Genomic DNA, 14,275 nt, shown 5'->3' on the forward strand with positions numbered 1-14,275 from the left:
CTGCAAGCCTGCATCCGCAACGCGTTCCTTTCCGTTTCGCTGTCTGCCGAAGATCGCGGCCAACTGTCATGTTGCCGTGGAGGGCTTGCGCCCTGAGCATCGCAATGCGGACAGCGAAATCCGACTAACGGTTTCTTCCGCACGCTATCAAAACATGTCACACGTCTCTTCCGAATCGATTGTTCTTTCACGCTCGCCGGCCAGCGCGGTTATCGAACCGGCAGGCGACCTGTCGCCGGTAGCGCGGACGTTGCAGGTCCGGCGCTTCATCGACGCGTTCCGTCAACACGGTCATCGTCAGGCGTCGCTCGATCCGCTGCGCCTCACGCCCTTGCCCGACGTGCCCGAGCTCGACCCAGTGTTTCATGGGCTGGACCCGGCGCAGCCTATCGGCGCAGAAAACCCGCTGCTGCCGCCGTCGGCGGCGGTGCATGAACTGGAGCGCCAACTGAGGCGCGTCTATTGCGGCGCGATCGGCCTCGATCTGACCGGCATTCGCGACCCGCAGCGTCGCGCGCGTTTATCCGCAATGCTCAAGTCGGAACAGCTTGCGCCGTTGCCAGGCCGCGAACAGCGTCGCGCTCTGTTGCGCCGCCTGATCTCCGCCGAAATGTGGGAGCGTCATGTGGCGGCGGTTTTCGAGCATGCAAAGCGCTTCTCACTCGAAGGTTGCGAAAGTCTCGTGCCGCTTCTCGAAGCAATTGTCGATGAGGCTGCCGCTCAAGGCGTTCAGCAGGTATTCGCGGGCATGCCGCATCGGGGGCGCCTCAATGTGCTCGTCAACTTGATGGGCTTCGATCCGGCGAAGCTCGTCGATTGCCTCGATCCGAATTCCGATGTCGCGGCCACGCAGCGCGATCTGCCTTATCACCTCGGCGGCAGCACCGTCAGACAGACGCCCCATGGCGACACTGCGATTTTCCTTGCGCACAATCCGTCGCATCTGCAAAGCGTGTATCCGGTTGTGAGCGGAATGGCGCGTGCATACCAGGACGAACATCGCGGCTTTGGATGCCTGCCGGTGGTCGTGCATGGCGACGCGGCGTTCGCGGGCCAGGGCATCGTGATGGAAACGTTGAACATGACGCGTAAGGACGGTTACGCGTTGGGCGGCACGGTCCACGTCATCGTGAACAATCAGATCGGCTTCACGACGCCGAACCGGATGGACACCGAAGGCCATTCCTATTGCACGGACGTCGCGCGAATGATCGACGCGCCCGTGATCCGCGTGAACGCAGACCGACCCGACGAGGTCCTGCGCGCCGCGAAGCTCGCATTGCAGTACCGGATGGAGTATGAAGCCGACGTCGTCATCGATCTGATCGGATATCGGCGCCTCGGTCATTCGGAACACGATATTCCTGCTCTGACGCAACCGTCGCAGCAGGCGGCAATCTCGGCGCATCAGACCGTCACCGAGCTTTATCACGCGGCCATCGGTGAGGAGACGCCACTCGAGATGTTGCGCGCCGATGTATTGAAGGATCTTCTGACGCCGCCCACGCAAACGTTGTCGCAGCAACGCGCCGACCGGACGAGCGGTGCCGGACCCGCGAACCCCGCGAAACCTGCCAGGCGCACGAAACGCACGCGGCCGTTGTCGCTCGCCCGCTTGCAGTCGCTGACTGCAGCGTTGACTCGCACGCCGCCGGGGTTGCGTCTACATGACTTCGTGCGCGACATCACGGCGAAGTGGCAGCGGAGCGTGGAAGCGGAAACCGCGACGGTCGACTGGTGTTTCGCGGAAAACCTCGCGTATGCAAGTCTGCTCGACGACGGGCACAGTGTGCGCATCTCCGGCATGGACGTGGGCCGCGGCACCTTCATGCATCGGCATGCAGTGTGGCACTCGCAAGGCGCAATTTCGGGCGCGACTTCCGGCGGAACTGAGCCTTATGTGCCGCTGCAAAATCTGGGTGTGCATCAGGGCGAGTTCGACATCATCAATTCACCGCTGACCGAGGAGGCCGTGCTGGGTTTCGAATACGGCTACAGCGTTCAGTCCACGTCGCACCTTGCTATCTGGGAAGCGCAGTTCGGCGACTTTGTGAACGGCGCGCAAGTGATCATCGATCAATATATCGCCGCGGGCGAGTACAAGTGGGATCAACCGTCCGGTCTGACAATGCTGCTGCCGCATGGTCATGAAGGCGTCGGTCCAGAGCATTCCAGTGCGTATCTCAGCCGCTTCCTGCAACTGTGCGCAGGCGGAAACATGAAGGTCGCGATGCCGTCGACGTCGTCGCAGTGGTTCCATATGCTGCGCGAACAGGCGCTGAGCGCTGAGCCGAAGCCGCTTGTCGTGATGTCGCCGAAGGGGCAGCTTCATGCCAATGCGCGTTCGCATGCGCCGCTCGGCGAATTGATCGACGGTGCGTTTGCTCCGGTGCTGCAGGACAGTGGTGCTGCGTTGCCTGCAGACGTGACGCGCGTCGTACTGTGCAGCGGCAAGTTCTTCTACGACTTGCAGGCGGCGCGCGATGCTTCTGGCGGCACGCAGACTGCGCTCGTCCGGATAGAACAGCTGTATCCGTTTCCGACGAGCGAGCTTGCGCTTGCGCTCGCCGCTTACCCGAACCTTGCGGAGGTGGTGTGGGCCCAGGAAGAGGAAAAGAAGCATGGCGCATGGCACTTCGTGCGCGATGACATAGAAGGAGCGGTTCCGGCGAACTGCCGCGTGTTCGACGTGTGCCGGCGCGAGAGTCCATCGGGCGCGGATTCGTCGATACGCGCTCATCGCGTAGAACAGCAGCGCCTGGTGGCAGCCGCATTGGCGCGCACCTGAAGTTGCGCCGTCAAGCAGTTTGCCCACTGGGTTGCAATTGAGTTGCTATTGTTAACAGCAACAGGCGAGGTGCTCGCGCGCGGCATTCAGTATGCTGCGACGCGACCGCTTCGCCATTTCCCGCTTCGCATCCATGTTGCGGCGCGTAGGCCGATTGGCGCGAATTGAGGAGCGCGTTGGCATGCGCGTTGCGACGCAGGTTGCCGAAGCGATAGGACAATTGCACATGGCAACCGTACTGCTGGTAGATGACGACGCCGAGGCGTTGGACGCATGGAGCGCGATTTGCTCCGCCGAGGGCTACGAAGTAAAAACTGCGCTGGACGGTAAGTCGGCGCTAGCTCAGTTCATGGCTTCGCCCGTCGATGTCGTGGTTGCCGACTGGCGCATGCCGACCATGTCGGGCAGTGAACTATGTCACCGCTTGCGCACACTGCCCGGACTGGCCGACGTCGCTTTCATACTCGTTTCGGGAGAGCCGAGTCCTCCCGCCTTCGTCAGCTTCGACGGGTTTCTGCGCAAGCCGGTGGATGGGCCCGCGTTGCTGGCCACGATGCGGCGCCTTCTCGACGACCACGTCACCCACCGCGCATTGCAGCGAGGCGGACCGACGTAGGATCGATCGTGCACGCGGCGCGGCTTGCCTCACTTACTTGCCCCCTACTCTCTGGCGTGACGCTCGCGGCGTCAGTCTGGCGTTTGCGCATCGCCGGACGATTTACTCGCCGCGGACGGGATCAGCAGCACCGGCAAGCGAGCCTGGCGCACACAACGCTCCGCGACGCTGCCGAGAATCAGGCGCTGAAATCCGCGCCGGCCGTGCGTGCCCATGACGAGCAAGTCGGCGTTGAAGTCGACGGCGGCTTTCAGCACGGCCGTGGAAACGTCGTCTAGCGACGGCGCTTCGGTCACGACGATCTCTCCCTTCACACCTTGCGCGTCCATTTCGCGTGCGAGCTCCACGCCGAGTTCCTTCCCTTGTTCGATGAGACTATTGCGAAGCACTGAAGGGTCATAGCCCGGCGCTTCGAAATACATTGGCGTATTTTCGACGACGTACAAGGGCTGCAAAACAGCGCCGTTGGTTCGGGCGAGCGCGAGCGCTGCTTCGAAAGCACGGCGAGAAGTCTGGCTGCCGTCTACCGCCACAAGAATGCGTGTGTACATTTCCGCTCCAGGTCAGGTTGCCAGCTTTAATGATCGTTCAGAAACGCCGCTTCAGCCAGGATGTAAATCAAGCGGTTCACAAATTTTGACGTTGCTCTCGCTAGACGGCCGCCGTTTCATGACGCGTGGGCGCCCTTTTGCCCGATGCAGCGACCCCGAAGCGCGGCGATTGCCGCCGCGGTTTGCCTTACAATCGGGATCTACTCTGACAAGCTGCTGCGCCCGGCCGATGAATGAGCGAAAAACGACGGGCTTGCCCGACAAGATCTACGGCGACATCCTGAATCGCATTCTCGAAGGCGAATACAAGGAAGGCCAGCGGCTGCCTACCGAGCATGCGCTCGCCGAACGCTTCTCGACCTCGCGACCCACGGTGCGCGAGGCATTGGCGCGGCTGCGGGCTGACGGCATCATCGTGACGCGTCATGGCTCGGGGACGACAGTCGCGCGGCGACCCGACCCGGACGTGCGGCGTTTCGCGCCGCTCGAGACGCTGTCCGACATCCGCCGCTGCTACGAGTTTCGCATTGTCACGGAGACCGGCGCGGCCGAGCACGCGGCGCTCAAAGCGGACGCCGACGACATTGCGGCGATCGAGCACGCATGGGATCAACTCGAACGGATCATCGAGACGCGCGGCATTGGCGCGTCGGACGACTTCCTGTTTCATCTCGCGGTGGCGCGCGCGTCGAAGAACCCGTTTTTCATCACGGTCATGTCGTTCATCGAAGAACAGATAGTTTTCAGCATGAATTTGTCACGCAACCTGTCGCTCGTAAAAACGGTGGAGCGGCAGCGTCTCGTGCAGGCGGAACACCGGGCGGTGCTCGACGCGATCCGCCGCAAGGACCCGCAGGCAGCGGGGCAGGCAATGCGAGCGCACCTGGAAAACGCGCTCGAACGGATGTTTGGTTCGTGAGGCAAGCGTCGCGTGGCCCGCTGCGCGCCGTCTAACCGGCCGTTGCCAACACGGCGAAGCGCGGTCGGCGGCGAGCAGCGGACCAGCGAGGTGTAGCTAAGCGGCTGCGGCGATCGGCCCGAACAACGCCGTGCGGGTCTTCGGACTCACGGCGATATCCAGCGCCACCGCGCGTTCCACACCGATCTGCAGCGGTGAGCCGAGACGGCTTATCTCGATTCCGGTCTTGCGCAACAGCCGCTCGATCGGGGTGGTGGTCACCGTCACATAGCGCGTGATGCCCATGCGGTCGGCGAAAGTGACGAGCTCATGAATTGCCTGCATCGTCACGTCGGCAAAGCCGAACGACTTCTCCTCGCCGCTCGTGTCGATCGCGAAGCGGCTCAATTCCCAGATATGCCGCCCGACCGGCGCCGCAGCGCCATGCAGCAACTGAGGAAAGGTGTCCTTCAGCATGTTCGGTCCCTCGGTCGGCATCAGGCGCCAACAGCCACGCACGCGCCGGTCGTCGGCCTGGATCAGCATGTAATGCGGTCCGAGCGCATCGTAGCCGTCGATTTCCATGCCCGCTATGGTCGGAATATCCCATCCGAGCCGTCCGTGAAACACCCGTGCCCGCAGGCGGTACATCTCGTTGATGTCTTCGTTGTCGAACTCTTGACGCATTCCAATCCGGATCGCTGTTTGCATGACGTTCTCCTGAACGTGTTGGGGAAACCAATACGCAGGAAAACTTATGCATTCTGAATCGTTCCGCTACCTATCTACCTGGATAGGTGTGCATGCTTATCGGATATCGGAGAATTTGAGACAGGAAACAGCACTCAACCGACGGGACACAAAAATGGAACATCTCGACAATCACTGGCAACCGCAAACCGGTCTACAAACGCGTTCGGCGGAGCCGTCCACAGCGGTAGATCGGGTGTTGATCATTGCGTACCGCAAAAAGAAGAAAGAAAGCCAGCGCCGCTTCTGGGCTCGCTTCGGCGTCACGCAGTCGCGTGGCAGCCGCTTTGAGTCCGGTGCGGAAATCCCGGCGCCCGTCTCGATCCTGCTGGGCCTGTACTTCACGAAAACGGTTTCCGATGCCGACCTCGGCCGGGCTGAGCGGGTGCTTCACAGCCGCGACGCGGCGGCGTTGCTCAACCCGGGTCAATAAGCCCCAGTTGTGTCGCAATCACGGCTGCTGCGCGCCGCGAATTCACGCCAAGTTTGGTCCTGATGTTCTTCATGTGGAAGTTCACCACAGCTTCCGAACAGTTCAGGATATGGGAAATTTCCCACGTGGATTTGCCGCGCGCGGTCCATTGAAGGCACTCGCGTTCGCGCGGCGTCAGCTTGGGCAACAAACTCTGCGTGTGCGCATGCAAATGGCGCTGACTGGTGTCGATCACCAGGTCGCGCAATAGCACGAGATTCGGCAATACCACGTCGATATGACGCCAGAAGGTGTCCGTCGGATTGGCGTCGTTCACGAAGCACATCATGCCGGCTTCCTGATTCGGGCCGTGAATCGGCAGTGTCACGCCCGCGCGCAAGCCGTGGGCGCGCGCTTCTTCGTACATGGACTGCTGCGGCGCGGTCGTGAAGATTTCCGGCGACCACACTAATGGCGACGAACGTGTCGCGCAATGTGCGACCGTTGGGTCTATATGAACCAGGCCTTGCTCGTCGTAGGTGCGGCGCCACGCGGGCGCATAGGTGCTGCGAATGTAAGCGTCTTCAAGCCGAATGGTCGGGCGCGGAAGCATTGCGATCAGAAGCCGGTCGAATCCCCAGCTCTCCGCAAGACCGGTCACCGCGCTGAACCATTCCGCTTCGTCGGCGGCCTCCAGTAGCGGTGCCATCTGCTCGATAAAATGTAGCGCCAATTTCCACTCTCTCAGACTCGCAAATAGCCTGTGAGGTTATTTGCGCAGGTTTTTATGTGCGACTGCTTTAGTGCGGACAATTTATCACTAAAAAATGTTTTGCAACCTGGGGCCGTCCGCTCTATACGCGGCCTTTAACTCACGTTTAACGGAACGCGAATAAACCTGCATGCGCATTCACCCGACGTAGATTCGCGTGTACCGCGAATTTCGCTGCAATCCCCAAGCAGCAGGGTGTTGAGCTTCTGCCGGTCCATTCCTCTCATATCGCATTTCGCGAATGCCAAATAAACGGGCAAAACCGCTCCATTCGCCATGCCACGTCTTTACTTGGCCCGGCGGATTCTGGCTGCGTAAATCACCGTTTTGCACTATGCAGCTCATTCCCTCTATTGTCATACGAAAGCGTGGTGAAGCGTCTTAACATTTTGCCGCACGCGACGATCGTGGAATCGTTGCGGACCAAGTTGTTTGACAACTTTGCGAGCCAGATGCTACCGTAGACGCTACGACTTTTCGGGTGTCCGCCTTATGAACGAATCTCCGTTTGACGACCGCGAACTCGCGGCCTCGGTCATGGCCGTGCCGCCGCTGGCACGCCGCGCAGACCTGGCACTCGACGCCGACCAGAATGCCACGCTGATCCGCCATATCGAGGCAGGCGGCGTGCGCACACTGCTCTATGGCGGCAACGCGAACCTCTATCACACAGCCGTGAGCGAATATCGCGATCTGCTCGACCTGCTGGCCGATGCGGCGAGCGCCGACACGCGCGTGATCCCCGCCATCGGGCCTGACTACGGAAAGATGCTCGATCAGGCGCGCATCCTCGCGCAGACCCGCTATCGCACGGCAATGGTGCTGCCGCTTGCTGGCTTTACGACGTCAGAGGGCGTCGAAGCAGGCCTGACGCGGATTGTCGACGCGGCGGGCATCCCGCTCACGCTGTACATCAAAAGCGAAGACTATGTGGAGGTGGAGACGCTCGCGCGCCTCGTCGAGCGGGGCACGCTGCTCGCCGTGAAGTATGCGATCGTCCGCCAGAATCCCGCTGACGATCCCTACCTGCGCCGCCTGCTGCAACATGTGCCGGCGGCCAAGATCGTGTCGGGCATGGGCGAGCGGCCTGCGCTCGTGCATGTGCGCGAGTTCGGCCTCGCGGCATGGACAACCGGCTCGGGCTGTATCGCGCCTCACATGGTGACGGCCCTGCTGCACGCAGTGAAAACCGGCGACAACGACGCCGCACAACGTCTTTACGACGCATTCCTGCCGCTCGAAACCTTGCGCGACGACATCTCGCTGATCCGCGTGCTGCACGACGCGGTGACGTTCTCGAAGATCGCCGACATGGGGCCGATCTTGCCGCTGCTCAGTTCGACGCCGCCCGAACATCATGCGAAGATCGCCGGCGCGGCGCATGCGTTGCTCGCGCTCGAAAGAGAGCACGCGCGCGTCCGGACCCATTGATCCAATCAGACAGAGGCAGCATGACCGACCACAGCCGACGCTATCCCGATCCTTCCGTACGCGTGCTCGATCCGCGCTTCAAGTCGCTGACCCTTGCGTCAGCGTCCGTCGAGTGTCTGTATCAAGGCGCGCGCTGGTCGGAAGGGCCTGTCTGGTTCGGCGACGGCCGCTATCTGCTGTGGAGCGATATCCCCAACGACCGCATCTTGCGTTGGGACGAGGCGAGCGGCGCGGTCAGCACGTTCCGTCAGTCTTCGAACAATGCCAACGGCCATACGCGCGACCGGCAAGGCCGCCTCGTGAGTTGCGAACATCTGACGCGCCGTGTCACCCGCACCGAATACGACGGCTCGATTACCGTGCTCGCCGATCGCTATCGCGGCAAGCGTTTCAATTCGCCGAACGACGTCGTCGTCAAATCCGACGGTTCGATCTGGTTCAGCGATCCGACGTTCGGGATAGACGGCTTTTACGAAGGCGAGCGGCAGGAGTCGGAGCTGCCCGCCTCCGTGTACCGCATCGACGGCCAGACGGGCGAGGTGAGCGTAGTCGCCGACGACATTCTCGGACCGAATGGCCTTGCGTTTTCGCCGGACGAGTCCGTGCTCTATATCGTCGAATCGCGAGGCGAGCCGCGCAAGATTCGCGCTTTCGACGTCGATTTAGACGGAAGCGGTGCGGCGCTGTCGAACAACCGAGTGTTGATCGACGCGGGCCCCGGCACGCCGGACGGCTTTCGCATCGACGTCCACGGGAATTTATGGTGCGGTTGGGGCATGGGCACAGACGAACTCGACGGCGTGCGCGTCTTTACACCGCAAGGCGAGCCGATCGGCCATATTGCGCTGCCGGAGCGCTGTGCGAACGTGTGCTTCGGCGGACGTCATCGCAACCGGCTTTTCATGGCGGCGAGCCACGGCCTGTACTCGCTCTATGTGAACACGCAAGGCGTACGCGGCGGCTGATCGCGTGCTTCGCCTACGAGCGGTCCGCGATAGTTGCCTGACAAGCCCCTTTACGCGGTCGCGCGGCTCGGGGTTTGCCCTCCTATACAAGCGCGCCAAATCATTGAGACCAAAGGCCTTCGGGCGAAAATGCGCGCAATGTCGGGGAAAACGCGAGCAATAGTATTTGCTTGACATCGGATGTGGCGCTTCGCTATGTTGCAGTGGTTGAACAAGACGCCCGGCGCAGTCGTCCGGCGGACTTCATACCAAGAAGCGAGGAGACGCAATGACTGTTCCGCACAGGTTGTCGCTCAGGCTGGTGTCGGTATGTCTCGCGGCGAGCGCCGCGTTCGCATCGGCTGCTCACGCGGCTGATCCAGTCACACTCAATATCGTCGACGTCGCCGGCGATCTCCAACTTACGCGCGCCGGCTTCGAGGCGTTCAAAGCGAAGTACCCGAACCTCGTCGCGAATATCACCTACACCAACGCGCCCGCCCCGCAATTGCCCGGCAAGATCAAGGCTATGCAGGGCGCGGGCCGCTCGGACATAGACCTGGTATTGACGGGCACCGACGCCCTCGCAGCCGGGATCGAACAGAACCTGTGGACCAAGCTGCTGCCCGACAACGCGGCGCAATTCCCCGGCGTGCTCGACAAATACGCGCCCGGCCCGCGCAAGTTGCAGGATTTGGCGCAAGGCTATGGTCTTGAGGTCGCGTATATGCCGGCCGGGCCGCTACTCGAATACAACCCCGCCAAGGTCAGCGATCCGCCGAAAACGCCCGAGCAACTGCTGCAATGGTGCAAGGCTCATCCGGACAAGCTGATCTACGCGCGGCCCGCGAACTCGGGACCCGGCCGCACGTTTCTGATGGGCTTGCCCTATGTGCTGGGCGACAAGAATCCGCAAGACCCCATCAACGGCTGGGATAAGACCTGGGCGTTCCTCAAGCAGCTGAACGAATGCATTCCTTACTATCCGGGCGGCACGTCCGCGGTGATGAAAGAGCTGGGTGAAGGCACGCGCGACATGACCGTGACGGTAACGGGCTGGGACATCAATCCGCGCGCGCTCGGCATCGTGCCCGCCGATTTCCGCGTGCAGGCGTTCGACAACATGACATGGGTGAACGACGCGCACTACATGGTCGTCCCCAAAGGCGTACCGAAAGAAAAGCTGGACGTGCTCTACAAGCTGATGAACTTCATGCTCGAGCCTGCGCAGCAAGCCATGACTTACGACGACGGTTACTTCTATCCGGGGCCGGCGATCAAGGGCGTCACTGTTGAGCAGGCACCCGCGCATAGCCAGGAAGTCCTGAAGAAGTACGGGCGGCCCGAGTACGCGAAGCTGCTGGCGGAACGCCCGCACGTGTTGCCGCTCAATGCGGCTGCAATGGTGGCTGCCTTCAGGAAATGGGACACGGAAGTCGGCGCTCAAAAGACCAAATAACCGGGACCGGATAGCCGCGCCCACTCGTGCGAGTGCGATTCGCGCGTGACGCGTCACGCGCATCAGGGAACCGCCATGAAGCATCACTTCGAACAGTTGCGGCTCGACTCGGTGAGCCGCAGTTTCACGAATGCGGAAGGCCAGTCGATCGCCGCGCTCCAGGGGCTCGATCTGAACATCCGGCGCGGCGAATTCATTGCGTTGCTCGGGCCTTCGGGCTGCGGCAAGTCGACGGCGCTGAACTGCATTGCGGGTTTGCAGCCGCTGAGCGGCGGCGGCATCTGGCTCGACGACAAGCGCATCGATGTATTGCCGCCGGAAAAACGCGGCTTCGGCATGGTGTTCCAGAACTACGCGCTGTTTCCGCACATGAGCGTGCTCGACAACGTCGGTTTCGGGCTGAAGATGCGCGGCGTTGGCAAAAGCGAAATCATGCGGCGCGCGCGTGAGGCATTGCAACTCGTGCAACTGGTCGGCCACGAGCGCAAGCTGCCTGGGCAACTGTCGGGCGGCCAGCAACAGCGCGTGGCGATTGCGCGGGCGATCGTCATCGAGCCGCCGCTGATCCTGATGGACGAGCCGCTGTCGAATCTCGACACCAAATTGCGCATCGAGATGCGCGCCGAAATCCGCCGCATTCATAGCCAACTCGAACGCGCGACGCTGTACGTCACGCACGATCAGGACGAAGCGCTTTCGATGGCCGACCGCATCGTCGTGATGAGAGAGGGCGTCGTGCAGCAGGTCGCCACGCCGAAAGAGGTCTATACGCGCCCGCAGAATCTGCATGTCGCGCGTTTCATGGGCTATCGCAATGTCGCTGAATTCACGCTCGAAGGCATGCAAGGCGAAGGCGTCGCGGTGAGCGCAAACGGTGTCCGTCTGATCGGCACGCCGATGGCGGGCTTCAACGGCAAGCGTGTGAGCGTGGCGCTGCGCCCGGAGGACATGGAGCGCACGGCGCCCGGAACCGAAAATGCGTTCGACGCATTAGTGACCGTTGTCGAATACGGCGGAAACAGTTCGCTTTTGCGCGTGAAGACAGCGTTCGGCGATCTGTGGGCACGCGTCGCGGGCGAGTTCGTCGAAGGACAACATATCAGCTTGCGTGTGCCGCCTTCGCGCACGCTTGTTTATGACGGCGAGGCGGCATGAGCACGCCCGTGCCGTCGGCGCCTGTCGCGCCCGCCGCGCAGCGCGATAGCAAGGCGTGGCTGGTCACGCCGGCGTTGCTCGTCATCGTCGCGTTGTTTATCTATCCGTTTGCATACGGTCTCGCGCTGTCGTTCCGGCCGATGAACGGCGGCAGTGCATGGGCCAACTATCTGACGTTCTTCACCGACACGTCGATGTGGCCCACCATCATCGTCACGCTGAAGCTGGCCGTGCCGGCCACGCTGATCAACGTCGGCGTGTCGGTGCCCGTCGCATTCGCGTTGCGCCGGCATTCGCGGTATCAAAAGTTCGTGACCACGTTACTGGTGATTCCCGTCACGCTCGGCACGGTGCTGATCGCCGACGGCATGCTCACTTACTTCGGACCCAACGGCTGGTTTCCGCAGGCGCTGCACGGCATGCATCTCTATTCGAGCGAAGTTCGGCTCACACATAACTTCTGGGGCGTGCTGATCTCGCTGATCGTGTCCGGATTTCCATTCGCGTTTCTGTTGACGCTGTCGTACGTGACCGGCATCGACCCGACGCTCGCGAGCGCCGCCGCGACGCTCGGCGCGAGTCCGTGGGAGCAGTTTCGCCGTATTTATTTGCCGCTGCTGGTTCCCGGTTTGACGATGGCCGCCTGCCTCTCGTTCGTGCAGGCGTTTTCAGTGTTTCCATCGGCAGTGCTGCTTGGCGCGCCTGCCGGGCCGACTCGCGTGATGTCGATTGCGGCAGCGGAGGCCGCGTTCGAAAGTTATGACTATTCGCTCGCGTCCGCGATTGCGATGGTGATGGGCTTCGTGCAATTACTGGTAGTGGCCGCGATGCTAGGGGCGCGCCGCTTCGTTTACAGCGGCCCTGCAACCGGAGGCAAAGGCTGATGACGACCGAGCGTGGCGGCGCGCCGGCTTCATGGTCCGCGTCCGAATCGAAACAGCAGGGCGACGACGCACGCGAGCCGAGGCGCGTAAAGCAGCGTGCGAGCGTGCCAGGCCGCGTATGGCGCGTGATCGTGTGGGGCGCGATGGTGTTTTTCCTTGCCAACGTCGTGCTGCTGATCGCGACCGTGGCGGTCAATTCGATCGCGACCCGCTGGTTCGGCACGTTGCTTCCGCAGGGCTTCACGCTGCATTGGTATGCGCAGGCGTGGAGCGATTTCCAGCTGGCGAGCGTGCTGTGGGTGACGGTCGAGGTAGTCGGCGCGGTCGTGCTGCTGTCGGTGCTGCTCGGCGTGCCGGCAGCGTATGCGCTCGCGCGCGTGCAGTTTCGCGGCAAGCGCATTGCGATGCTGATTTTCCTCTTGCCGTTGATGGTGCCGCCCGTCACTTACGGCATTCCGATGGCGACCGCGATGTACAAGATCGGTCTGGCCGGCACGCTGAGCGGCGTGATACTTGCGAATCTCGTGCCCGCGCTGCCGTTCGTGATTCTCGTGATGACGCCGTTCATCGAACAGATCGATCCGAACCTCGAAGCGGCCGCGCGGATTTTCGGTGCGAACACGTTCCGCTATTTCCGCTACGTGCTGCTGCCCCTGCTCGTGCCCGGCATGCTGGCGGCGGCGCTTCTGGTGCTGGTACGCACCATCGGTATGTTCGAACTCACGTTCTTCACCGCGGGGCCCGGAACGCAAACGCTCGTGGTCGCCTTGTACTACGCGGTGTTCTCAACCGGTGTGCGCGCGCCGCAATCCATCGACGCCATGGCGATGATCTACATGGCGATCACGCTGGTCTGGGTGTTGATCGCGCTGCAGTTCGTGAGCCCCACCCAGATCGTCTCGCGCGTGAAGGAACAGAAGCATTGAGCGGCGTTACGCATTTCGCAAGCTGGTGCTCAGTAGCCCACGCGGTATACGCGGCCCGTCTGCGCGCCTTCCACGCTGCGTAGATACGCTTGTGCGGCGCGTTGCGCGGTGACTGGTTCGAAGCCGCGAAAGTACGGCCCATACGCGCCCATCGATTCGGTCAGCACTGTCGGACTTACGACGTTGATGCGGATACCGCGCGGCAGTTCGATCGCCGCGCCGCGCACGAAACCTTCGAGCGCGAGATTGACGGTCGTCGCATTCGCGCCTTCGCGAATCGGCTCATCGCCCACGATGCCGCTCGTCAGCGTGAAAGAGCCGCCGTCGTTCACGTAGTTCTGCGCCGCCAGCACGACATTGATCTGTCCCATGAGCTTGTCGCGCAGGCCGACCCAGAACTGTTCGATGCTCATTTGCTGGAGCGGGCCGAAATGCAGTTTGCCCGTTGTGGTGACGACGCCATCCACCTTGCCGAGTTCTCGGAAGAGCCGCTCGACGCTCGCCGGATCGGTGCTGTCCACCTGATACTGGCCGCGCGTCGCGCCTACTTCGATAACTTCATGGCGAGCCTTCAGCTCCGCAGTGACAGCCTGGCCCAGCGTGCCCGTGGCGCCAATCACGACGATCTTTTTCATCTACCGCTCCGTTGAGTTTGATGTGCCACGATTGTGCGCCGCGCCGGGTCGTAC

14 protein-coding genes are annotated in these 14,275 nt (G+C 62.0%); 10 read left to right on the plus strand and 4 right to left on the minus strand.

The genetic code is table 11. From position 1 onward, the window contains the following. Positions 1 to 154 precede the first annotated feature (154 nt). A complete protein-coding gene (locus ACTJLB_RS17050; RefSeq protein ID WP_440783941.1) occupies positions 155 to 2,788 on the plus strand; it encodes a 2-oxoglutarate dehydrogenase E1 component in 2,634 nt (877 codons plus the stop codon). Positions 2,789 to 3,014: 226 nt separating this feature from the next. Continuing rightward, positions 3,015 to 3,404: a response regulator gene (locus ACTJLB_RS17055; protein ID WP_027776302.1), complete on the plus strand. Its 390-nt coding sequence runs from the start codon at positions 3,015 to 3,017 to the stop codon at positions 3,402 to 3,404. Positions 3,405 to 3,475: 71 nt separating this feature from the next. Here ACTJLB_RS17055 and ACTJLB_RS17060 read toward each other — a convergent pair whose 3' ends face one another. Further along, a complete protein-coding gene (locus ACTJLB_RS17060; RefSeq protein WP_392393925.1) occupies positions 3,476 to 3,955 on the minus strand; it encodes a universal stress protein in 480 nt (159 codons plus the stop codon). A 229-nt stretch (positions 3,956 to 4,184) separates the two neighbouring features. On the opposite strand from ACTJLB_RS17060, the gene ACTJLB_RS17065 reads away from it, so the two are divergent. After that, positions 4,185 to 4,874, plus strand: coding sequence for a FadR/GntR family transcriptional regulator (locus ACTJLB_RS17065; RefSeq protein WP_131318327.1), 690 nt, complete (start codon positions 4,185 to 4,187; stop codon positions 4,872 to 4,874). Positions 4,875 to 4,970: 96 nt separating this feature from the next. Here the strand turns inward: ACTJLB_RS17065 and ACTJLB_RS17070 are convergent, their stop codons facing one another. Next, entirely contained in the window at positions 4,971 to 5,564 is a 594-nt protein-coding gene (locus ACTJLB_RS17070; RefSeq protein ID WP_110403842.1) for an acyl-homoserine-lactone synthase, read from the minus strand. 154 nt (positions 5,565 to 5,718) lie between these two features. Between ACTJLB_RS17070 and ACTJLB_RS17075 the strand changes: the two genes are divergently transcribed. Further along, on the plus strand, positions 5,719 to 6,036 hold the full coding sequence (locus tag ACTJLB_RS17075) for a hypothetical protein (RefSeq protein WP_020066662.1): 318 nt from the start codon (positions 5,719 to 5,721) through the stop codon (positions 6,034 to 6,036). Here the strand turns inward: ACTJLB_RS17075 and ACTJLB_RS17080 are convergent. Beyond that, positions 6,020 to 6,724: a helix-turn-helix transcriptional regulator gene (locus tag ACTJLB_RS17080; protein ID WP_020066661.1), complete on the minus strand. Its 705-nt coding sequence runs from the start codon at positions 6,722 to 6,724 to the stop codon at positions 6,020 to 6,022. The genes ACTJLB_RS17075 and ACTJLB_RS17080 overlap by 17 nt on opposite strands. A gap of 555 nt (positions 6,725 to 7,279) precedes the next feature. Here ACTJLB_RS17080 and ACTJLB_RS17085 point away from each other — a divergent pair. The 6 genes from ACTJLB_RS17085 to ACTJLB_RS17110 all read left to right on the plus strand — a co-directional run bounded on the left by ACTJLB_RS17085 (position 7,280) and on the right by ACTJLB_RS17110 (position 13,586). Continuing rightward, positions 7,280 to 8,218, plus strand: a complete 939-nt coding sequence (locus tag ACTJLB_RS17085) for a dihydrodipicolinate synthase family protein (protein WP_440783942.1) — start codon at positions 7,280 to 7,282, stop codon at positions 8,216 to 8,218. A 20-nt stretch (positions 8,219 to 8,238) separates the two neighbouring features. Continuing rightward, on the plus strand, positions 8,239 to 9,183 hold the full coding sequence (locus tag ACTJLB_RS17090; protein ID WP_408416771.1) for an SMP-30/gluconolactonase/LRE family protein: 945 nt from the start codon (positions 8,239 to 8,241) through the stop codon (positions 9,181 to 9,183). 268 nt (positions 9,184 to 9,451) lie between these two features. After that, positions 9,452 to 10,621 carry an ABC transporter substrate-binding protein gene (locus ACTJLB_RS17095; protein WP_440783943.1) on the plus strand — a complete coding sequence of 390 codons (1,170 nt, stop codon included), beginning with the start codon at positions 9,452 to 9,454 and terminating at the stop codon, positions 10,619 to 10,621. Between the two features lie 75 nt (positions 10,622 to 10,696). Then, a complete protein-coding gene (locus tag ACTJLB_RS17100) occupies positions 10,697 to 11,776 on the plus strand; it encodes an ABC transporter ATP-binding protein (RefSeq protein WP_027776294.1) in 1,080 nt (359 codons plus the stop codon). Further along, the gene (locus tag ACTJLB_RS17105) at positions 11,773 to 12,660 is read left to right on the plus strand and encodes an ABC transporter permease (RefSeq protein WP_440783944.1); all 888 of its coding nucleotides are present in this window, start codon (positions 11,773 to 11,775) and stop codon (positions 12,658 to 12,660) included. Before ACTJLB_RS17100 ends, ACTJLB_RS17105 begins: the two co-directional genes overlap by 4 nt. Next, complete coding sequence (locus ACTJLB_RS17110) at positions 12,660 to 13,586, plus strand: ABC transporter permease (RefSeq protein ID WP_087751051.1); 927 nt, start codon at positions 12,660 to 12,662, stop codon at positions 13,584 to 13,586. Before ACTJLB_RS17105 ends, ACTJLB_RS17110 begins: the two co-directional genes overlap by 1 nt. A gap of 29 nt (positions 13,587 to 13,615) precedes the next feature. Here ACTJLB_RS17110 and ACTJLB_RS17115 read toward each other — a convergent pair whose 3' ends face one another. Then, positions 13,616 to 14,221, minus strand: coding sequence for a short chain dehydrogenase (locus ACTJLB_RS17115; protein ID WP_408411691.1), 606 nt, complete (start codon positions 14,219 to 14,221; stop codon positions 13,616 to 13,618). Between the last annotated feature and the right edge of the window lie 54 nt (positions 14,222 to 14,275).

Origin of the sequence: Paraburkholderia sp. 22098, from assembly GCF_052045935.1 — a bacterium.
GTDB classification, from domain to species: domain Bacteria; phylum Pseudomonadota; class Gammaproteobacteria; order Burkholderiales; family Burkholderiaceae; genus Paraburkholderia; species Paraburkholderia caledonica.